The following is a 22414-nucleotide window of genomic DNA, read 5'->3' on the forward strand; positions in this document are numbered from 1 at the left end:
AAGGTCGGCGCGGCTGCCCCGTCCCCGGCACCGGGCGCGTTCTTGCGAAGCGGACCTGTCGGGAAGAACGTTTGGGAGCGCTCCCATCGATAAGTCACGGAGAACCCCCATGTCCATTCACCGGAACTCGTGGCGCAGAGCCTTGTCGGCCGCGGCCGCCGTGCTGCTCGCCGGATTCGGTCTCGCCGCCGTGCAGACCGCTGCCGAGGCCGCCGCGTCGTGTTCGGCCACCTACTCCAAGGTCTGGGACAACGGCAGCGCCTTCGGCGCCAACATCAACGTCACCAACACCGGTGACCCGTTGACCAAGTGGTCGTTGAGCTTCGACTTCCCCGACAACCAGGTGATCACCCAGATGTGGGAGGGCGTGCCGACCCCGGCCACGCCCACCCCGGCGGGTGCGGCCGTCACCGTCAACCCGACCACCTACAACGCCGCCAAGGCCACCGGGGCGACGTGGACCGTCGGCTTCAACGGCACGTACACCGGCGCCAACAACCCGCCGCCCGGCGTCTCGTGCGTCGGCAACGGCAACGGAGGCCCGCAGCAGCAGGCTCTGATGGTCTCCTCGACCAGCGTGAGCGTGCCCGAGGGCGGGTCCGCGAGCTACACGGTCCGCCTTCAGTCCCAGCCGACCGGCAACGTGACGGTCACCAGCACCGCGGGCACCGGCGACGGCGACATCACCGTGAGCGCCGGCGCCTCCCTGACCTTCACCACGGCCAACTGGAGCACCCCGCAGACCGTGACGCTCCGCGCGGCACAGGACACCGACCGGCTCAACGGCACCCGGCCCATCAGCGTCGCCTCCTCCGGCCTGACCAGCGTCACGGTCAACGCCACCGAGGCCGATGACGACGACGGCACCAACCTCCCGGCGCCGATCCTGCGCGTCTCCGGGAACAAGCTGGTCGCCGGCAACGGCAACACCTACCGGCTGCTCGGCGTCAACCGGGCCAGCGGCGAGTTCGCCTGCGTGCAGGGCAAGGGCATGTGGGACAGCGGCCCGGTGGACAAGGCCTCGATCGACGCCATGAAGGCGTGGAACATCCACGCGGTCCGGATCCCGCTGAACGAGGAGTGCTGGATCGGCACCAACGGCTCGCCCAGCGGCGCCGCGTACCAGCAGAACGTCAAGGACTACGTGAACCTGCTGGTGAACAACGGCGTCACGCCGATCGTGGAGATGCACTGGAACTACGGCCAGTACACCGGTCAGGGCGCCGGCTGCTCCGACACCGCGGCGACCTGCCAGAAGCCGATGCCGGACGCGCAGTACGCGCCCACGTTCTGGACCGGCGTGGCCAACGCGTTCAAGGGCAACAACGCGGTCGTCTTCGACCTGTTCAACGAGCCCTACCCGGACGCCGCCGCGAACTGGAACGCGACCGCCGGCTGGACCTGCTGGCGCGACGGCGGCACCTGCACCGGCATCAGCTACCAGGTGGCCGGCATGCAGTCGCTGGTCAACGCCGTACGAGCCACCGGCGCCACCAACGTGATCATGCTCGGCGGCCTGGCCTGGTCCAACGACCTGAGCCAGTGGCTGACCTACAAGCCGACCGACCCGGCCGGCAATCTGATGGCCGCCTGGCACACGTACAACTTCAACACCTGCTCCAACGTCTCCTGCTGGAACAGCCAGGTCGGCGCCGTGGCCGCGCAGGTGCCCGTGCACGCCGGCGAGATCGGGCAGAACTCCTGCGCCCACGACTACATCGACCAGGTGATGGCCTGGGCCGACGCGCACGGCGTCGGATACACCGCCTGGACCTGGAACCCGTGGGGCTGCAGCCAGGGCAACGTCCTCATCACCGACTACAACGGCACCCCGACCAGCACGTACGGCGAGGGCTTCAAGGCACACCTGCTCACCCAGAACCCCTACTCTTGAACTCCTCTCCACCGTTAACAATGGAGATTCTTCCCGTCACCCTCAAGTGCGGGGGTTCGCGCTTCACCGACCTGGGCAACCCCGAGTCTCCACGCGCTGTCACCGCCGTTCCGGCGGCCTAGCTGTACCGACAAGGACTCGATCTCCCGATGGGCTTGGCTATCGCCTTCCCGTTCGATCACTCGGACCATACCCACAGTGGCCGAGAGAGTGCAAGAAGTTACGGTCAAAGGCACGCTCGCGCCCCAGGGGGCACTCACGCGCAGGCCTTCACCTCCCGCCTCAAGGCGGGAGCACTGGCCCGCATCCCGGTAGAAACCCCCGGCCCGGCCCGCCACCAGGCGGGCCGGGCCGCCCGCACACGGGGAGTCACTCGATGCTTCGCCGATCCCACCTGTACGCCCTGCTCACCGCGCTCCTGCTGGCGGTCACCCTCGGGGCCGCCCTGCCCGCCACGTCGGCGGCGGCGCCCGTGCGCATCATGCCGCTCGGCGACTCCATCACCGCCGGACCCGGCTGCTGGCGCGCCATGCTCTGGCACCGCCTGCAGACGACCGGGTACACCGGCATCGACTTCGTCGGCAGCGACCCCGACGGCGGCTGCAACTACGGCTACACCTACGACGGCGACCACGAGGGCCACGGCGGCTACTCCGCCACCGGCATCGCCGATCAGAACCAGTTGCCGCCGTGGCTGGCCGCGGCCAGGCCCGACATCGTCCTCATGCACCTGGGCACCAACGACATGTGGGGCGGCTTCATCCCGACCAGCACCGTTCTGGCCGCGTACACGAAGCTGGTCGGTCAGATGCGCGCGAACAACCCCAACATGAAGATCATCGTGGCGCAGATCATCCCCATGAACCCGTCCGGCTGCCCCACCTGCGCGGCCAGCGTGACGGCGCTCGACAACGCGATCCCGGGCTGGGCCGCCGGTCTCACGACCGCGCAGTCGCCCATCGTGGTCGTGGACCAGTGGACCGGCTTCAACACGGCCACGGACACCGGTGACGGGGTGCACCCCAACGACGCCGGCTTCCAGAAGATGGCCGACCGCTGGTACCCGGCGCTCGCGCGGGTGCTCGACGGCGTGATCCCGCCGACCACGCCCACCCCGACCCCAACGCCGACCCCAACACCGACGCCGACCCCGACGCCCGGTGACGGCCGGTGCACCGCCGCCTACCGGGTGATCTCCCAGTGGGGCGGCGCCTTCCAGGCCGAGGTCACCGTGAAGAACACCTCCACGCGCGCGGCCTCCGCCTGGACGACGACCCTCACGTTCGCCGACGGGCAGCAGGTCCGCGAATCGTGGAACACCGCAATCACGCAGAACGGCGCCACCGTCACGGCGCGGAACGCCGCCTACAACGGCAGCCTGCCGGTCGGCGCGTCCACCGCGTTCGGCTTCAACGCGACCTGGAACAACGCCACCAACACGCCACCCCAGGTGAGCTGCGTGCTCAGCTGAGCCTCTCGGCCAGCGAACGCGGGCGCAGGTCGGTCCAGGTTCGCTCGATGTAGTCCAGGCAGGCGGCGCGGGAGTTCTCGGGGAGGACGACGGTCCAGCCGGCGGGGACCTCGGCGAAGGAGGGCCACAGGGAGTGCTGGTTCTCGGCGTTGACCAGGACCAGGAAGCGGCCGTCGGCGTCGTCGAACGGGTTGGTGGTCATGCTTGATCCTTTCTGGGTTCACCGGGCCACGGCCAGGCGGTAGTTCTCGTCGGTGGTGAGCAGGTTGCGATGGGTGTCCTCCGCCGTGATGACGCCGTCGTCCAGGACGAGGACCCGGTCGGCGGCGTCGAGGAGGGCCGGGCTGCTGGTGATCACGATGGTGGTGCGGCCCCGGCGCAGCTCCGCGACGTTGCGTGCGATGAGCTGCTCGGTGACGGCGTCGACGGCCGTGGTCGGGTCGTGCAGGACGAGGATGTCGGCGTCGGCGGCCAGTGCGCGGGCCAGCGACAGCCGCTGGCGCTGCCCGCCGGAGAGGTTGGCGCCGCGGTCGCGGACGCCGTAGTCGAGCCCTTCGGGGTGGAGGGCGACGACGTCGACCAGCATGGACGCCTCGACGGCTTCGGGGACCAGGCGGCCGGTGCCCGCCGGGTCGATGTTCGTGCGGAGGGTGCCCGCGAAGATCTCCCCGTCGTACGGGTTCACCAGCATGCGCTCGCGGACCGCCTCGATCGCCAGGTCCGCCGCCTCCCGCCCGCTGACCCGCACCACGCCCTCGTACGCGCCGGGCGGGACGTGCACGGCCAGGATCGAAACGAGATCGGCCGCCGCGCGCGGCTGGTAGGCGGCGATCGCCACGAACTCCCCGGCCGGCACGTGGAACTTCAGCTCGCGCAGCGCCCCGTACCGGACGCCGTCGACCTCCAGGTCCCCGCCCGCGGACGGGCGCTCCGGCCCCGGGGTCATCACCGCGGGCGCGGCCAGCACCAGCGCCATCCGCTCGGCCGACGCGCGCGCGATCATCACGTACTTCGGCATCTCCGAGAACAGCTTGAGCGGTTCCATGATGAACTGCGCCAGCCCCACGGCCATGACGAGCTGGCCGATGGTGATCCGGCCGTCGAACGCCAGCCACCCCGCCGTCAGGGTCACCGCGGTGGCGAGGATGGCGTTGAGGGTCTGCGCGGCGCCGGCGTACGCGCCGTTCACCTTGGCGACGGTGACCGCCTGGCTCCTCGCCTCCGTGCTGACCTTCCGGTAGGACAGGAACGCCGCGTGGGTGCCGCCGAAGCCGTGCAGCGGCCGCAGGCCGGTGATCAGGTCGGCGACCTTCGCGCCCGCCCGCGCCACCCGGGCCTGCTGCTCGCGGGTGCCGGCGCCGATCCGCCTGGACAGCACGCTCAGGATCGACAGGATGGCGACGGTTCCCACGATCACGAGCAGGCCGAGCCACACGTTGGCCGTGCCCAGGGCGACCGCCGTGATCAGCACCGCGACCAGCGAGCTGACCAGCAGCGGCACCACCTCGATGATGTCGGCGGTCTGGTCGGCGTCCTCGGTGGCGATGGTCAGGACCTCGCCGGACTTGAGGTCGGCGTCCCTGGCCACGGGCTGGAGGCCGCAGGCCGCGACCCGTACCCGCCAGCGGTGCGCCTCGGTCGTGTTGGCCTTCTGCAGGATGCGCATCCCGAACCGCCAGGACAGCGACACCGTCGTGATGATCACGGCCAGCGCGGCGATCGACACCGCGAGCGAGCCGAGGCTGCGCTCGCGCATCGTGTGCTCGACGATCAGGCCGAGCGCGATGGGGAAGGCGGTCTCGCCGGCCTGGTACATGCCCATGAGGACGGTGCCCCAGGCCATGGCGCCCGCGTTGCGTCGCAGTGCGGTCCGCAGGATGCCGGACCCCGTACGGTCAGGAGTTGTCATCGAGGTGCCGGGCAATCGCTTCGGGGGTCCGCAGGGCGAACAGGTCACGAATGGTGATCACGGGGCCGTACTCGCGGCGGAGCAGCCCGATCAGCCGCACAGCCAGCATGGAGTGCCCGCCCAGGGAGATGAAGTCGCTCACCGCGCTCACCTCGTCGTCGTCCAGGTCCAGCGCCTCGGCGAAGAACTCGCACACCACCGTCTCGGTCCCGGTCGCCGGGCCGCGCTCGCCCGCCGTGGTCAGCGCGCCCAGCGGCCTGGCCTCCGGCAGCGCCTTGGCGTCGGCCTTCCCGTTCACGGTCAGCGGGATGGCGTCGACCTGGGCGTAGTGCGTGGGGCGCAGGAAGTCCGGCAGCCCGGCGCCCACCTCGGCGGCGACGGTCGCGAGGTCGGAGTCGCCCAGCACGAGGTAGGCGGCCAGCCGGTACGCGCCGTCCACCTGCGGGTCCGGCTGGGCGACCGCGGCGGCGAACCGCACCGCCGGGTGCGCCTCGAACGCGGCCTCGACCTCGCCCGGCTCCACCCGGTGCCCGCGGATCTTGACCTGCTGGTCGGTCCGGCCCAGGTACATCAGGTTCCCGTCGGGCCGCCGGACCACGAGGTCCCCGGTGCGGTACATGCGCTCGCCGGGCTCGCCGTACGGGCAGGCGACGAACCGGTGCGCGGTCTGGGCGGGCTGCCCGAGGTAGCCGCGCGCGATGCCGACGCCCGACACGTACAGCTCGCCGGGCACGCCGTCCGGCACCGGCCGCAGCCACGGGTCCAGCACGTACACGTCGGTGTTGTCGATCGCCACGCCGACCACCGGGTCCTGGCACTCGAAGGTGCCGACGCCGAGGGTGTTGATGGTGTACTCGGTGGGTCCGTACAGGTTGTAGCCGACCGTCCCCTCGGTTTCGGCGAGCCGGCGCCACAGCGCCGGGGTGACCGCCTCGCCGCCCAGCAGTACCAGCGCGGGCCGCCGCGCGGGGTCGTCGAGCAGCCCCTCGGCCACCAGTTGCTGCGCGTAGGTGGGGGTCACGTTGATGACGTCGATCCCGTGCTCGAGGCAGTACTCGACCAGGCGGGGCGCGTCGCGGCGCAGCTCCTCGTCGCAGATGTGCACCTCGTGGCCGTCGGCGAGCCACAGGAGCTCCTCCCACGACATGTCGAACGCGAACGACACGGTGTGCGCGATCCGGAAGACCCGGTGCCCGTGCCGCGCCAGCACCGGTTCGAAGATCCGGCGCTGGTGGTTGATGAGCATGTTGGTGAGCCCGGCGTACTCGGTCACCACACCCTTCGGCTTGCCGGTCGATCCGGAGGTGTAGATGGTGTACGCCGGGTGCCGCAGGCGGTCCGGGTCGTCCGGCGCGAACGTCGTGAACGGCTCGGCCTCGGGCAGGGGGCGGTCCAGCTCGATCAGGTCGCCGGTCAGCCGGGGGGAGACCGCGCTCACGGTGAGGATCACGTCCGGGCGGGCGTCCGCGACGATCGCGGCGATCCGCTCGTCCGGGTGGTCCAGCTCCAGCGGCACGTACGCGGCGCCGACGCGCAGCACGGCGAACAGCGCCACGATCGAGTCGAGGGAGCGCGGGATCGCCAGGCCCACGGTCGTCTCGGGGCCGATGCCGCGCCGGGCGAGCACCCCCGCCACCGCGCGGCTGCGGTCCCTGAGCTGGGCGAACGTCATGGTCCGTCCGTGGGCGACGAGCGCGACCCGCTGCGGGCTGCTGCCCGCCGCCTGGTCGAACCGGTCGACGACGGTGTCCGTGCCGACGTCCGTGCGTACGGCCGGCTCGGGCTCCGGCCCCAGACCCCGCAGCGCGCCCACCGGCCCGGTCGAGCGGGCCAGCTCCTCGAGCACGCGCACGTAGTCGTCCAGGAGACGGCGGGCGCGCTCCCCGTCGTCGTCGCGGTGCTCCAGCTTGATCGTGAGCCGGTCGCCGGGCGTGACGACCCAGGTGAACGGGTAGTGGGTGGAGTCCTCGGCGCGCACCTCGGTGATGCCGTGCCGGGCGTTCATCGTGGCGAGCGCGTCCAGGTCCAGGAAGTTCTGCAGCACGAACAGGTTGTCGAACAGCGTGTCGTGCCCGCTGGCCCGCTGGATCTCGCCGAGTCCCAGGTGCTCGTGCTCCATCGCGGCGACCCTGGCCGCCTGCACGGCGGACAGATACTCCCGTACCGTGTCGTCCGGCCGGGCCCGCGTCCACATGGGCACGGTGTTGAGCAGCACGCCGACGATGTCGGACAGGCCCTCGCCCTCCCGGCCGGAGACGGTCACGCCGAACACGGCGTCGCTCCGGCCCGTGTGCGCGCCCAGCAGCAGGCCGAACGCGCCGGTCAGCACCGAGTTCAGCGTGACGCCGTGCGTCCTGGCCGCCTCCCGCAGCAGGTCCGACTGCCCGGGGGAGAGCGTGCGCACGAGGGCGCGCGGCAGCTCGTCCGGCAGCGACGGCGACGGCTCGGCGAGCAGCGTCGGGCCGGGGAGGCCGGTCAGGTGCGCGGCCCAGAAGCGTTCCGACGCGGCGAGGTCCCTGGCGCCGAGCGCCCGGGCGTGGCTCTCGAAGCTCGGCGTGGCCGGGACCGGGACGAGTGGCGCTCCCGCGACGACGGCCTGATAGGCGTCGAACAGGTCCCGCAGCACGATCTCGCGGGACCAGCCGTCCCACAGCAGCAGGTGGTAGCTCAGCAGCAGGCCGTCGCGGTCGCCGGGCAGGCGCACCACGGTCAGCCGGATCAGCGGCGGCTCACCCGGGTCGAAGCCCGTGTCGCGGTCCCGGGCGCGCAGGGCCTCGACCGCTGAGTCCGTTTCAGTGTCCGTCGACAGCGCGACCACGCGGACGTCGACCCGCCGGCCCGCCGCGAGGACCTGGACCGGGTCGCCGCCGGCGTCGGTGGTGAAGCCGGCGCCCACGACCGGGTGCCGCGCGATCACGTACGCCATCGCCTCGGCCAGGGCGCCGGTGTCCAGCCGCCGGTCGAAGGTGAAGTAGTTCTGGGCGACGTAGTGCCCGGCCGGGCCCGCCAGCTGGGCCTGGAAGAACAGACCCCTCTGGAGCGGGGTGACCGGCGCCGTCCACTCGGCGGTCGCGGCGGCGTCCGCGATCCGCTCCACGGCGCGCCGCCAGTGCTCGGTGAGCTCGTCGGGGACGCCTTCGGCGAGGGTGAAGACCGCGCGCAGGCTCCCGGTGGCCGCGTCGATCCACGCGTTGACCTCGACGGCGTACGGGCTGCCCGGGTCGCCGCCGGTGATGTCGAGCGCCTGGGACTCGCTGCCGCGGCCGAGGTAGTTGAACAGCACCTGCGGGCGCGCGTTCAGCAGCGGCGCGGTCTGCGGGTTGAGGTATCTGAGCTGGCCATAGGCGACGTGCCCGCGCTCGTCCGGCTGCCGTTCGGCGAGCTCGCGAGCCGCCGCGACGGGGTCGGTGTGCGCGCTGAGCCGTACGGGCGCGATGGAGGTGAACCAGCCGACCGTACGGGAGTAGTCGTGGTGTTCTAGCGCCGGGACCCGGCCGTGCCGCTCCAGCTCGATCGCGAGGTCGGTGGGTGAGGGCTGGACGTGCGTCAGCGCGGTCCGCAGCGCGCCGCACAGCAGCTCGGTGACACCGACGCCGAGCGTGGCGGGCGCGGTACGGGTCACGCGGGCGGTCACCTCGGGTGCGACCTCCACCACGATCTCGCGCAGCCGCTCGACCACGGGCAGCAGCGGGGGCGCTTCGAGCGTGGTGACCCAGTGCCCGAGGTCGCCGATCGCCTGGGCGGACCCCGCCGCCAGCGCGCCGGCGTACTCGGCGTAGGACGTGGTCGGCGCTGCCAGGGCCGCCCCGCGCAGGGCGGCGGCCAGGTCGTCCAGCAGGACCAGCCAGGACACCGCGTCGATGGCGAGGTGGTGCACGGTGACCACGAGGGTCCGGCTCGCCGCCAGCCAGGAGAACGCGATCATCTCCCCGGCCTCGGGGTCGAGCCGTCCGGCGGCCTCGTTCGCGACGTCGGTCGCGTCGGTCGTGTCCGGGCGGGCGACGGTGACCTGGCGGGCGGGTTCGGTGCGCAGCGCCCACGCCCCGTGCTCGACGCGCAGCCGCAGCCGGAGGGCCGGGTGTGCGGCCACGACGGTCTCGGCGGCGCGTCCGACGTCGGCGAACCCGGTCCCCTCGGGCGCCACCAGCGTCCTGGCCTGGGCGAACCGGGCGAGAGAGCCGCCCAGCCCCCGCTGACGCAGGATGATCGGCGTCGGCGTCAGCGGACCGTCCTCAGGAGAGGCGGGCACCGGCTCCGTGGCCCGGGGCGCTCCCAGGTGTCCGGCGAGCGCGCGCGGCGTCCTGAGCAGGAACACGTCCCGTGGGGTGATCGGCAGGCCGAGCGCCCTGGCCCGGTTGACCACGGTGATGATGACGATGCTGTCGCCGCCGGCCCTGAAGAAGTCGGTGTCGCCGTCCACCTCGCAGCCGGGCAGCGCGTCGGCGAAGATACCCACCAGCGCCGCTAGCTCGGAATCGCCCGCGGGCACCGGAGCGTCGTCCCGCTCGGCGTGCTCGCTCAGGGCCTTGCGGTCCAGCTTGCCGTTGACGGTCAGCGGCAGCGCCCCGACCCGCAGCACCCGGCGCGGCACCATGTGCGCGGGCAGCTTCGCCGACAGCAGGCCGGCGACGTCGCCGGGCACCCGGCCCACGACGTGCGCGACCAGGTGGTCCCCGCTGCCGGCCACGGTGACGGCCACGTCGACCACGCCGTCGAGCTCCCTGAGCGCGGACTCCACCTCGCCGAGCTCGATGCGGAAGCCCTTGAGCTGCACCTGGTCGTCGGCGCGGCCGGCGAACTCCAGCTCGCCGTCGAGCGTGCGGCGGGCGAGGTCGCCCGTGTGGTACATGCGGGAGCCGTCGCCCGCGAACGGGTCGGCCACGAACCGGCTCGCGGTGAGCCCCGGCCGGCCCAGGTAGCCGAGCGACACCTGGTCGCCGGCGACGTAGATGGCGCCCACCCGGCCCGGCGGCACCGGCCGGAGCCGGTCGTCGAGCAGGTAGGTGACCAGGCCGGGGATCGGGCCGCCGATCGGGCTGGCGCCGTCGCCGGCGGCGAAGTCCGCGTCGGTCAGCACCCGGTGCGTGACGTGGACGGTGGTCTCGGTGATGCCGTACATGTTGACCAGCTCGGGCGAGCCGGTGCCGTGCCGCTCGACCCAGCCGCGCAGCCGCCCGAGGTCCAGCGCCTCGCCGCCGAAGATGATCCGGCGCAGCGCGGTGACCGGCTCGCCGGCGTGCCGGTCGGCCTCCATGAACTGGTAGAACGCCGACGGGGTCTGGTTGAGCACGGTCACTCCGCGCTCGCGGACCAGCCGGTGGAAGTCGACCGGGGAGCGGGTCAGCCCGTACTCCGGCACCAGCAGCTCACCGCCGTGCGCCAGCGCGCCCCACAGCTCCCACACCGCGAAGTCGAAGGAGTAGGAGTGGAACTGCACCCACACGTCATCCGGGCCGAAGTCCATGTCCGGCCGGGTGTTCGCGAGCAGCGTCACCACGCTGGAGTGCGGGACGACGACCCCCTTGGGCCTGCCGGTCGATCCGGACGTGTAGATCACGTACGCCGGGTCGTGCCTGCTCACCTCGGGCGCGGTGGGGTCCAGCGGCAGCTCGTCTCCCTGGACGAGCACGTGGGCCGAAACACCCGCCCTGGCCGCCAGCTCCGTGAAGCGGTCCCGCTGGTCCCGGTCCACGAGCACGACCTGCGGGGCGGCGTCGGCGAGGACGTACTCCAGCCGTTCGTCCGGGTACGCCAGATCCAGCGGCACGTACGCGCCGCCCGCGCTGACGATCGCGACCAGGGCGACGACCTGCTCGACGGAGCGCGGGACGGCGACGGCGACCCGTCTGCCCGGCCCGACCCCGGCCGCCCGCAGCGCCGCGGCCAGCTCGTTCTTCGCCTCCGCCAGCTCGCCGTAGGTCAGCGACCGGGTGCCGCCGTCGAGACCGCACTGGGTGACGGCGGTGGCGGCCGGGTCGCGCTCGGCGGCGGCGTCGAACAGCTCGCCCAAGGTCGCCGGGGTGACCCGCGCGGGCTGCCCGGCGCGGTCCGGCACCAGGTCGTCCGGCCGGGTGAGCAGGCCGGTCAGCGCCTGGGTGAACGCGCGCAGGATCGCCTGGGCGCGCGCCTCCCGCAGCAGGTCGCCGTCGTAGATCAGGTTGAAGCGCGGGCGGCCGTCGCGTGCGCGCTCCACCACCAGCGTCAGCGGGTAGTGCGGGGCCCCCTCGTTCACGATGCCGGTGATGGCGAACTCGTCGCCGGGCCTGCGCAGACCGTCCACGTCGGCCGCGACGTCGAACACCACCAGGGTGTCGAACAGAGGGCCGCCGCCGGCCTGGCGGCCGATCCTGGTCAGGGAGACGTGCTGGTGCGGCAGCACCGCGCTCTGGTGGTCCCGCACCGAGGCGAGCAGCTCGCCCGCCGTGGTGGCGCCGTCCCATCGGACGCGTACGGGGATCGTGTTGATGAGCAGGCCCACCATGTCCTTGATGCCCGGCACGTCCGCGTCGCGCCCGGACACTGTGGAGCCGAACACCACGTCCTTGCCCGGCAGGATGCCGCCCAGCGTCACCGCCCACGCGCTGTGCACCGCGACGCTCAGCGGCACACCCGCCGACCGGGCGGCCGCATCGATGTCGTCGTCCGGCTCCACCGTGGTCTCGGCGTACCGGCCGGACGGGGTGTGCCCCTCGGCGACCAGCGAGGGGCCGGGCAGGCCGGCGAGCTGAGCGCGCCACACCCGGTCGCTCTCGTCGTCGTCGCGCGCGGCCAGCGCGCGCACGTGGTCGGCGAAGCCGCCCTGCGGGTACGCGGTCCACGGCGCGTGATACTCGGCCAGCAGCGCGCGCAGCATCGGCGGCACCGACCAGCCGTCGGCGAGGATGTGGTGCACGGTCTGCACCAGCACGTTCCCACCGGAACCCGTACGGATGAGGGTGAAGCGCATCAGCGGGCCGGTGGCCAGGTCGAACCCGGCGCGGCGGTCCCGTTCGGCGTGGTCGCGGATCTCGTCCTCGGTGATGCCGGGACGCTCCAGCGTGGTGAACGGCGCCTCCACCCCGCTCTCCAGCACCGAGACCACGCGGCCGTCGGCGAGGGCCACGAAGCGCGCGGCCAGGTTCGGGAACAGGTCGAACAGCCGGGTGGCCGCCGCCGCGAGCCGGCCGGCGTCCACGTCGCCGTCCAGCGTCATGATCTGCTGCTCGACGTAGCTGCCCGCCGAGTCGTCGTCGAAGACCGAGTGGAAGTACAGGCCCTCCTGCAACGGGGTCAGCGGCAGGATGTCCCGCAGCGCCGGGCCGTCCAGGGCGTCGACGTCGGCCTGCGTGAGAGCCACCGCGGCGAAGTCGCTGGGGGAGTGGCCGCCCTGCTCGAGCGCGGCCAGCCCGGTCAGGGCGGTCCGGAAGTACTCGCCGATCGTCGCGATGTCCTCCTCGGCGAACATCCCGTCCGGCCAGGAGATGGTGGTGAGCAGCTCGTACGCGCCGCTCGCGCCGGGCTCGGCGATCGCGTTGAACTCCAGGGCACGCGGCAGCCGCATCCCCGGGTCGCGCTTCTCGCCCAGCTGCCCCGTGGCGCCCGCCAGCCGCCAGTCCCCGGACACGCCCGCGTCGTAGCGGCCCAGGTAGTTGAAGAGCACCTGCGGGGCGGGCGCGGCGAACCCGGTGCCGGTCAGGTAACGCAGGGCGCCGTAGGAGACGCCGTTGCTCGGCACCCGGGCGAGGTCCTCCTTGACCGCCTTGAGCGCCGCGGACAAATAGTCGGGGGCGGTGAGATCGGCCGCCGCGCCGGGGTCCACGGTCACCGGGAACAGCGTGGTGAACCAGCCCACCGTCCGCGACAGGTCCGGCTCGTAGCCGGCCGCGTCCGCCACGAAGCGTCCCTCGCGGCCGTGGCCCTCGAGTTCGATGTGCGCGTACGTCTGGTCCTGCCCGAGGTCGCGCCGCCACCGGGCGAGCGCCACGGCGAGCGCGGTCAGCAGCACGTCGTTGACGCCCGCGTGGAACCTCGCCGGGATCTCGCCCAGCAGCGCGGCGGTGACCTCGGGGCCGACCGGGACGACCTGGGTCCGCTCGCGCGCGACGGTGTCGGACGCGGACAGCGGACGCCTGCCCAGCGGTTCGTCCGCTCCCGGCAGGGGCCGCTGGAAGTGGTCGCGGTCCGCGTCGAACGCCGCCTGCTCCAGCAGCTGCGTCCAGCGCCGGAACGACGTGCCCACCGGGGGCAGCTGGATCGGCGTGCCCGAGGTGAGTTGCCGCCACGCCGTGGCCAGGTCCTCCATCAGGATCCGCCAGGACACGCCGTCGATCACCACGTGATGGGCGACCAGGACGAGCTGCCGCGCCTCGCGCCGCCAGACGGCACGGAGCATCACGCCGTCGTCCGGGGCCAGCCCGGCGGTGGCGAGCCGGACGCACTCGTCGAGCGGCCGCTCGCTCGCCTCCCACCCCACGACGGCCCCGTCCGCCTCGGGGATGTCGAAGCCCCAGCGCTCGCCGCGCACCAGCCTGGCGCGCAGCAGGTCGTGCCGCCCGACCAGGGCGGCGAGCAGCTCGCCGAGGGCGCCGGCGGTCAGGTGGGCCGGGGTGTTCAGCACCACCGACTGCACGAAGCCGTCGATCGCCTCCGTGTGCTCGCCGAGCCACTGCACGATGGGCGCCCCCGCGACGGGGCCGGTCGCGACGTCCCCGCGATCCACGGTGGAGACGTCGTCACGGGTGGCCGCCGCGGCGAGCGCTCCCACGTTGCGGCTCGCGAAGATCTGCGTCGCCGTGAGGTGGAGGCCAGCGTCGCGCAGCGCGCTCAGCAGCGAGATCGCCAGGATGCTGTCGCCGCCGAGCCTGAAGAAGTTCTGGTCGACACCGACCTCGTCCAGCCGCAGCACCGACGCGACCGCCGCGCACACCAGGCGCTCGTTCTCGGTGGCCGGCGCGACGATCGCGCCCGTCCCGATCGCCGGCTCCGGCAACGCGCCCCGGTCCAGCTTGCCGTTCGCGGTGAGCGGGAACTCCTTCATCACGACGACGTGCGCGGGCACCATGTACTCGACCATGTGCTCGGCGGCCCACGCCTTGACCTCGTCCGCCCGCAGGTCGCCGTTCCCGGCCGCCGGGATCGCGTACCCGACCAGGTAGGTGCCGCCCGCCGCGTTCTTCTTGGCGACGACGCAGGTGTGCCGGACCCGGGGGTGCTCCGCCAGGCCGATCTCGACGTCCTCGATCTCCAGCCGCATGCCGCGGATCTTGATCTGGTTGTCGGCCCGGCCGAGGAAGTCCAGCGACCCGTCGGGGGCGAAGCGCGCGAGGTCGCCGGTGCGGTACAGCCGGGAACCGTCCCCGGCGAAGGGGTTCGCCACGAACCGGGACGCCGTCAGGCCGGGCGCGTTGACGTACCCGCGGCCCAGGAGGAAGCCGCCCACGTACAGCTCGCCGCCGACGCCGACCGGGACCGGGCGCAGCTCCTCGTCCAGCACGTACAGCTCGGTGTTGGGGTTGGCCTTGCCGATCGACGTCGACAGGCGCTCGGCCGCGCCCCGGTAGATGACGTGCGAGACGCCGATCGTCGTCTCGGCGGGGCCGTAGCCGTGGTACATGGGGATGTCGAGCCGGGTGCGGAAGCGCTCGTACAGCTCCGGGGTCAGCACCTCGCCGCCGCACCACACGTGCCGCAGGCTGTCCAGCCGCCCGGAGTCGCCCGCGATCTCCAGCAGCACGTCCAGCATGGACGACACCAGGTACGTGAAGGTGACGCGCTGCTCGGCGATCACGCTCAGCAGGTGGTGCGGGTCGCGCTCGCCGCCGGGCCGCAGGACCACCAGCCGGCCGCCGCACACCAGCGGCAGGAAGATCTCGTTGATGGAGATGTCGAACGACAGCGGCGCCTTGAACAGCGACGCGTCGTCGTGGCCGAACCCCAGGATCTCGCGGGACTGCCACAGCAGGCGCTCGCTGATCGCCTCGTGCCGGATCATCGCGCCCTTGGGCCGCCCGGTCGAACCGGACGTGAAGATCACGTACGCCAGGGCGGGACCGGGGACGGCGATGTCGGTGTCCTCGGTGGGATACGACCCGAACCGCCAGTCGTCGAGATCGACGGCCACGGCCTCCGGCTCGCCCGCGCCGCGCTCGCCGGAGTCGTTGAGCTGCGCCACGACCCCGGCGTCCTCGATGACGACCGCCCGGCGCGCGGCGGGCCACTGCGGATCGAGCGGCACGAACGCGCCCCCCGCCTGGAGCACGCCCAGCAGGCCGATCACCATCTCGGCGGAGCGGCCCAGCGAGATGCCGACGATCTGTTCGGCGGTGAGCCCGCAGTCGATCAGGTGGTGGGCCAGCTGGTTGGACAGCTCGGCCGCCTCGCGGTAGGTCAGCGACCGGTGCCCGTCCACGATGGCGACGGCGTCCGGCCTGGTCCGAGCCTGCTCGCGGAACATCTCCACGATGGTCGGGCGGACCCGGTCCACGTCGTTGTCGTTCCACTCGGCCAGGGCCGCGAGCCGGGCCGGCACGCTGGACGGGCCGATGGTGCCGATGGGCCGATCGGGGAAGTCGGCCAGGTCGTCCAGCGCGAGCTGCGCGTCGGCCGGCGCGACCCCCTCGGGGACGGTGATGCTCCGGCCGTCCGCGCCGACCTCCCAGCCGGCGACCCCGTCCCCGCCGTTGTCGGCCCATCCGAGGACGTCGGCGAACAGGGTGGCGGAGGTGAGGTCGAGACTGCCGGGGCTCTGGCCGGCCGCCCAGTAGGCCAGCCCGATGGCGCACGCCTTGGTGATGGTCCTGTCGGAGTAGCCGCCGGTCCGCCGGCGCACGTCGGCCAGGCGCGCGGGAGAGAGCAGTGCGAGACGAGTGCTCGGTTCCGTCATCGAAGACTCAGCCGTCCCTTTCGAAGGATGAAGGTTCTTGCCACGCGCGCCACAGCCGCGCGTACCTGCCGCCCAGAGCCACCAGCTCCTCGTGGGTTCCCTGCTCCACGACGCGTCCCGCGTCCAGCACGGCGATGCGGTCGGCCGCCATCGCCTGGGTCAGCCGGTGCGCCACGAACAGCGTGGTACGGCCCTTGCAGGCGGCGGCCACGGCCCGCTCCAGCTCGGCGGCGCCCTGGCTGCCCGCCTCCGCGGTCGACTCGTCCAGCACCACGACCGGCGACCGGCCCAATACGAGCCGGGCCAGGGCGATCTGGGCGACCTTGGTGCCGTCCAGCCGCTCCCCGCCCTCGCCGACCACGGTGTCCAGCCCGTCGGGCAGCGCCGCGACCCACGTGTCGGCGCCGACCCTGCGCAACGCGTCCATCAGCTCGGCGTCGGCCGCCTCCGGCGCGGCCAGCCGCAGGTCGCCGGCGAGCGGACCGGAGAACATGTGCGTCTCCTGCGTCAGGATGCTCACCAGGGCCCGCGCGCCGGCCTCGTCCAGCCCGGCGAGATCGGTCGATCCGATGCGCACCGACCCGGCCTGCGGGGTCCCGATGCCCGCGATCAGCGCCGCCAGGGTCGACTTGCCGGCGCCCGTCGCCCCCACCAGCGCCAGCGACCCGCCGGCCGGGATCACCAGGTCGACGTCCCGCAGGACCGGCCGCTCCGAGCCGGGTTGGCTGCCGGGATAGCTGAACGTCAGCGCCTCGACCACCACCGGGTACGGCCCGGCGTCCGCGGCGGCCACCCGCCCCACCAGCCGCTCCTCCGTGGCCTCGCCCAGCACGCCGACCAGCCGGGTCAGGCTGGCGCCCGACTTCTGCGCCTCGTCGAAGGTGAACAGGATGGCGCCCAGCGGGTTGAACAGCCGGTGGAACAGCAGCGGCGCCACCGATGCCTCGCCCAGGGTGACGGCGCCGGCCTCCAGCAGGACGTACCCCACCACGAGGATCAGGACCAGCCCGATGAACTCGGCGCGGTTCTCCCTGCCGACGAACCGGCCGAAGAACCGGAACACCTCGACACCGAGATCGCGCACCCGCCACGACTCGCGGGTGACCTGCTCGCGGAAGGCCTCCTCCAGGCGGTACGCCCGGACGGTGTCGATCCCGTTCAGGCCGCTGATCAGCGCCTGCGCGCGATCGGCCTGCGCCTCCCGCTGCCGCTGGTAGAGCGGCGCGGACCGGGGGAGGTACCAGCGCAGGGCCAGCGCGTACGCGGGCAGCGCGCCGGCGCCCGCCAGGCCGAGCCGCCAGTCCAGCCCGAACATGCCGGCCGTGGCGATGAGGACCAGCACCCCCGACGAGAACACCGTGGGGACCGCCGTCCGGATGCCCTTGGACACCACGGCCACGTCGTCGCCGACCCTGGACAGCACGTCGCCCCGGCCGACCTGCTCGATCCGCGCGCTCGGCATGCCCAGCACCGCCCGTACGGCGCCTTCCCGCAGCCGCGCGAGCAGGTCCGCGCCCAGCCGCCCGATCAGGTACGTGGACGCCGTGGTGGCCGCCGAGCCGAGCAGCGCGGCGGTCACCATCAGCACCCCGACGGTGACCAGGACCGACCGCGACTGGCCTTCGACCACCCCGTCGACCACCCGGCCGAGCAGGAGCAACGGCAGCACCTGGAGCGCCGCCGCGGCCACCGCGGTGAGCGCGGTGGCGCTCGTCAGCCAGGGCACCTCGCGGCAGTACGCCGCGACCCATCGGGTGGCCTCGCGTCCGGTCGCCGTGCGCAGGATCGCCGGGGCGACGCGGGTGCCGGTGGTGCTCACACCCGGCCCACGGCAGGCCGGGGACAGGACACGTTCACCGGCATCACTAGGCGGCCGACTTGACGAGCTCGTCGATCGCGTACGGCAGGGACAGCAGGGTGCCCTGCGACATGGCCGCGCCGATCGCGGGGCCCTCGCTGTCCAGCAGGTACGACACCTTGCCGCCCTTGACCGCGGGCAGGTTGGCGAACAGCTTGAAGTTCTTCAGCGCGTTCTGGTCCGCCTGGTCGGCGATGACGAAGATGTGGTCGACGTCGATCAGGTCGATGCGCTCGGGGGACAGCACGGTGTAGAAGCTGCCGCCCGCGATCTTGTCGATCTCCGTCGCGCCCTTGAAGCCGATGCCCGACACCAGCCGTCCGCGCACGTCGGTGGTGGTGAACGGGGCGACCGAGTTCTTGTACCAGGACACCGCAACGGCGGTGCGCTCGGCGAACTCCGGGTGCGTCTTGCGGGCGGTGTCGAGCTTGTCCTGGATGCCCTGCACCAGCTTGGCGCCCTCGTCGGCCTTGCCGAGCGCCTTGGCGATGTGCAGCGCGTTGTCCTGCCACGGCGCGCTGAACGGCTCCTTCTCGGCCTTGGTGCGGCCCACCGTGGGAGCGATCTTGGAGAGCCGGTCGTAGGCGGCCTGGTCGATCTCGGAGTAGACCGCGATGATCAGGTCGGGCCGCAGGGCGGCGATCTTCTCGTAGTTGGGGCCGGAGTCCCCGTTGCTCATGATGACCTCGGGGCGGGTGTCGCCCCACTGGTCCTTCACCCAGGGCCACTGGGTGTTGATGTCGGGGGTCTTGCCCGGCGGGTTCGGGTACTGGTCGACCATGCCGACCGGCTTGATGCCGAAGGCCAGGATGGCCTGGTCGTCGGTGTAGCCGACGGAGACGACCCGCTGGGGGGCCTTGGTGATCTGCGTGGACCCGAACGCGTGCTCCACGGTCAACGGGAACACGCCACCACCCGTGGCGGCCGCAGTGGTGTCGCCGCTCGGCTTCTCCGCCGAGCCGGAACCGCATCCCGCGATCAATGTCGCAGCGGACAACACCACTGCGATGCCCCGCAAGGTCTTCGTCACTGTTCTTCGCTGGAGGAGCATCCGGAATCCCTTGCTTTCGTGCGATCCACTGGAACCGTAACATGCGCAGATTAGGTTAGCCTAACCTTACTTCTTCAGGTTCGCCCGCACCAGCAGGTAGACGAGGAAAGGGCCGCCGATCGCGGCGGTGACCACGCCGACCGGGAGGCTGACCGGCAGCGCCGTACGCGCCACCAGGTCCGCGCCGATCAGCAGCAGCGCGCCCACCAGCCCGGATGCCACCAGCGGCGGCGTCGGGCACCGTGACAGCCGCATCGCCACCTGCGGCGCCACCAGCGCCACGAACGGGACCGGGCCCGCCGCGCTCACCGCCACGCCGGCCAGCAGCACCGCGCACAGCAGCAGGACCGCCCGCACCATCGAGTACCGGACGCCCAGGCCCGCCGCGACCTCGTCGCCGAAGTGCAGCGGCCTGAGCTGGAACGCCACACACGACACGACGGCCATGAGGACGAGCGCGCACCACAGCGCCACCCAGACCTCGCCCCACGTCCGGTTGTCCAGCGAGCCGACCAGCCACGCCTGGGCCCGCGCCACGTCCCGGATGTCGGCCGTGACCAGCAGCCAGATCGTGATCGCCTCCGCCACGGCGCTCACCGAGATGCCGATGAGGATGAGCCGGAGGCCGTCGATCCCGCGCCGCCACGCCAGGAAGTACACCAGCAGCCCGGTGCCGAGCCCGCCCGCGAGCGCCGCCGCGGACAGGCCCACGGAGTCGACGACGGCCGCGGCGACCCCGCCCGACACCGTCACCAGGAACACCGCGACCGCGCTCGCGCCTCCGGTGATGCCCAGCACGTCCGGGCTGGCCAGCGGGTTGCGCGCGATGGACTGCGTGATCGCCCCGGACACCCCGAGCGCGATCCCCACGACGAGCCCGGCCAGGGCACGCGGCAGGCGCAGATCCATGATCACGAACTCGTCGACCCGCTCGCCCTGGCCGAAGAGCGTGGCGATCACCTGGGACAGGCCGATGGGGAAGTCCCCGGTGCCGATGGACAGGCAGAACGCCAGGAAGGCCGCCGCCGCCAGCAGCAGCGTGACCAGCACCATCCAGGGCCGCCACACGAACGACGCGTGGCCGAGCCGCACGCCCGGTGTCACCGGCCGCTTCACCGCCGTCTCGTTCATACCGTCTTGAACTTTCCGCGCCAGACCAGCGCCGCGAAGAACGGGGCGCCGACGACGGCGACGACGACGCCTGCCTGCAACTCGCCCGGCCGCGTCACCACGCGCCCCACGATGTCGCAGGTCAGCAGGATGACGGCGCCGAGCAGGCCCGCGCACGGCACCAGCCAGCGGTAGTCCGGCCCGGTGAGGTACCGGGCCACGTGGGCCACCATGAGCCCGAGGAACGCGATGGGGCCGCACGCCGCCGTCGTCGCGCCCGCCAGCAGGGTGATGGCGACGATGCCGACGGTCCGCGTGCGCGTGATGTTCACGCCCAGCCCGCGCGCGACGTCGTCACCCAGGTTGAGCAGGTTGACGGCGGGCAGCGTGGTGAGTCCCAGCACCAGCCCGGCCACGACGAACGCGGTCACCGGCCGGATGACGTCGAATCCGACCCCGGCGACGGTGCCCGCGTTCCAGAACCGCAGGGCGTTCAGCGACGCCTGGTCCGATAACGCGACCGCCGTCGTCATCGCCGCCAGGAACACCGCGACCCCCTGCCCCGCCAGCGCGAGCGTCAGCGGGCTGCCCGCGCCCCGGCCGATGCTGGCCAGCCCGAACACGACGGCGCCGGCGGCCGCCGCCCCCAGGAAGGCGAACCAGACGTACTGGTACGGATTGGCGAGTCCGAACAGGAGGATCACCGACACGACGGCGAACGAGGCGCCGGAGTTCACCCCCAGCAATCCCGTGTCGGCGATCGGGTTGCGCGTGTACCCCTGGATCAACGCCCCGCTGACCCCGAGGGCGACGCCCGCCACGATCGCGAGCACGGTCCTGGGCACCCGTACGGTCTGCACGATCAGCGCGATCTCGGTGAGCCGCTGGTCGGAGCCCGGCTCCGGGAACAACCCCTGCCACACCTCCGCGAGGCTCAGCCCGCGCGCGCCGACGGCCAGCGACACCGCCGCCGCGACCAGGAGAACCATCGCGAGCGCGCCCAAGCACACCACCCGCCGCCGGCGGACCCCTGTGACCTCGGACGTGGGACGTTTCTCCAGAGTCGTACTCATCGACCTACAATCCACGGGGGCGCGTCTCGATCATGAAACTTAGGTAAGTCTATCCTTAGTTTCTGGCCGACGATAGGGACGGAGTACGACCGCGCATGGAGCACACTTTCGCCACGTTCGGGTTCCCCGGTGAACCCGGTTCCGACGAGTTCTGGGCGGCGGCGGGAGCGCCCGCGTCGGTGCCCGCCGGCGACGGCTGGGTGACCCTGTTCCTGTGGCGCGGGTCTCCGGCGAGCGTCGGCTTCGAGAGCTGGTCGGAGCCCGTGCCCCTGCGCCGGTGGGGCGACACGGACTGCTGGTACGCCGAGGTGGCCATGCCCGCGCGGCTACGGGTGACGTACCGGTTCGTCACGGACGACGGGGCCTGCGCCGACCCGTTCAACCCGGCCGGCGCGGGCGGTGACCGGTCCATCGCCGCGACCCCGGACGCCCCCGCCCAGCCGCACTGGCCCGCCGTCGGCGCTCAAGACGTCCTGCCTCTCCCGCGCACCCGGATCCGCTGGAGCAGTGAGCGGCTCGGCGGGCGGCGCACCGTGCGGGTCCACCCGGCGGGCGGCGGCGGGCCGGTGGTCCTGCTGCTCGACGGGGACGACTGGCTGTACCTGCACCCGGCCATGACCGCGTTCGACTCGGCCGTCGCCCACGGCGAGATGCCCGCCGTCACGCTCGTCTTCCTGCCCGCCCAGGACAGGGAGGCCGAGTTCGGGTGCGTGGCCGAGCTGTGGGAGGCGGTCCGGGACGAACTCCTGCCACTGGTCGCCGAGAGCGGCGTGCCCGCAGACCTGGACCGGCTGGTGGTCGCCGGGCAGAGCCTCGGCGGGCTGAGCGCGATGTACGCGGCCCTGGAGTTCCCGGGGCTGGTGTCGGCCGTTGCCTGCCAGTCGGGGTCGTTCTGGTGGACGCCCGGCGCCGCCGGCCTGGCCGGCCCCATGGGCGGACCGCTCGGCGGCGCGATCGCCGAGCGCCTGCGGGAGCGCCCCGACCTGTCCGGACTGCGGGTCGCGTTCGACGTGGGGGAGCACGAGACGCGGATGCTCCCGCACTGCGAGCTGGTCGAGACCCTGGCCGAACAGGCCGGCGCGACCGTGCGGGTCTCCCGGTCGGCCTCGGGCCACGATCGGGCGGGCTGGCGGCACGCCCTGCTCAGGGATGTGGCCTGGGCGCTGCGGTGACGGCCGGGCCGTCAC

At 72.7% G+C, this 22414-nt stretch carries 10 protein-coding genes; 3 read left to right on the plus strand and 7 right to left on the minus strand.

The window, feature by feature from the left end; translation table 11 throughout:
* Positions 1–109: 109 nt before the first annotated feature.
* Together AB0L65_RS41865 and AB0L65_RS41870 are read left to right on the plus strand one after the other, a co-directional pair.
* On the plus strand, positions 110–1894 hold the full coding sequence (locus AB0L65_RS41865) for a cellulase family glycosylhydrolase (RefSeq protein WP_364257758.1): 1785 nt from the start codon (positions 110–112) through the stop codon (positions 1892–1894).
* Positions 1895–2270: 376 nt separating this feature from the next.
* A complete protein-coding gene (locus AB0L65_RS41870; protein WP_364257760.1) occupies positions 2271–3365 on the plus strand; it encodes a cellulose binding domain-containing protein in 1095 nt (364 codons plus the stop codon).
* On the opposite strand, the gene AB0L65_RS41875 is transcribed toward AB0L65_RS41870, so the two are convergent.
* The 7 genes from AB0L65_RS41875 to AB0L65_RS41905 form a co-directional block, all read right to left on the minus strand.
* Positions 3358–3567, minus strand: coding sequence for an MbtH family protein (locus AB0L65_RS41875; RefSeq protein ID WP_364257763.1), 210 nt, complete (start codon positions 3565–3567; stop codon positions 3358–3360). The two genes, AB0L65_RS41870 and AB0L65_RS41875, sit on opposite strands and share 8 nt — an antisense overlap.
* Before the next feature lie 18 nt (positions 3568–3585).
* Complete coding sequence (locus tag AB0L65_RS41880; RefSeq protein ID WP_364257766.1) at positions 3586–5274, minus strand: ABC transporter ATP-binding protein; 1689 nt, start codon at positions 5272–5274, stop codon at positions 3586–3588.
* Positions 5261–16135, minus strand: a complete 10875-nt coding sequence (locus tag AB0L65_RS41885) for an amino acid adenylation domain-containing protein (protein WP_364257769.1) — start codon at positions 16133–16135, stop codon at positions 5261–5263. The genes AB0L65_RS41880 and AB0L65_RS41885 overlap by 14 nt, the downstream gene beginning before the upstream one ends.
* Before the next feature lie 7 nt (positions 16136–16142).
* A complete protein-coding gene (locus tag AB0L65_RS41890; RefSeq protein ID WP_364257771.1) occupies positions 16143–17954 on the minus strand; it encodes an ABC transporter ATP-binding protein in 1812 nt (603 codons plus the stop codon).
* A 46-nt stretch (positions 17955–18000) separates the two neighbouring features.
* Entirely contained in the window at positions 18001–19023 is a 1023-nt protein-coding gene (locus AB0L65_RS41895) for an iron-siderophore ABC transporter substrate-binding protein (RefSeq protein WP_364257774.1), read from the minus strand.
* Between the two features lie 87 nt (positions 19024–19110).
* On the minus strand, positions 19111–20175 hold the full coding sequence (locus tag AB0L65_RS41900) for an iron chelate uptake ABC transporter family permease subunit (RefSeq protein ID WP_364257777.1): 1065 nt from the start codon (positions 20173–20175) through the stop codon (positions 19111–19113).
* Entirely contained in the window at positions 20172–21227 is a 1056-nt protein-coding gene (locus AB0L65_RS41905) for an iron ABC transporter permease (protein ID WP_364257780.1), read from the minus strand. The genes AB0L65_RS41900 and AB0L65_RS41905 overlap by 4 nt, the downstream gene beginning before the upstream one ends.
* 95 nt (positions 21228–21322) lie before the next feature.
* On the opposite strand from AB0L65_RS41905, the gene AB0L65_RS41910 reads away from it, so the two are divergent.
* On the plus strand, positions 21323–22399 hold the full coding sequence (locus AB0L65_RS41910) for an alpha/beta hydrolase-fold protein (protein ID WP_364257783.1): 1077 nt from the start codon (positions 21323–21325) through the stop codon (positions 22397–22399).
* Positions 22400–22414: the final 15 nt, after the last annotated feature.

It is taken from the genome of Nonomuraea sp. NPDC052116 (assembly GCF_040680035.1).
Taxonomy (GTDB): Bacteria; Actinomycetota; Actinomycetes; order Streptosporangiales; family Streptosporangiaceae; genus Nonomuraea; species Nonomuraea angiospora_A.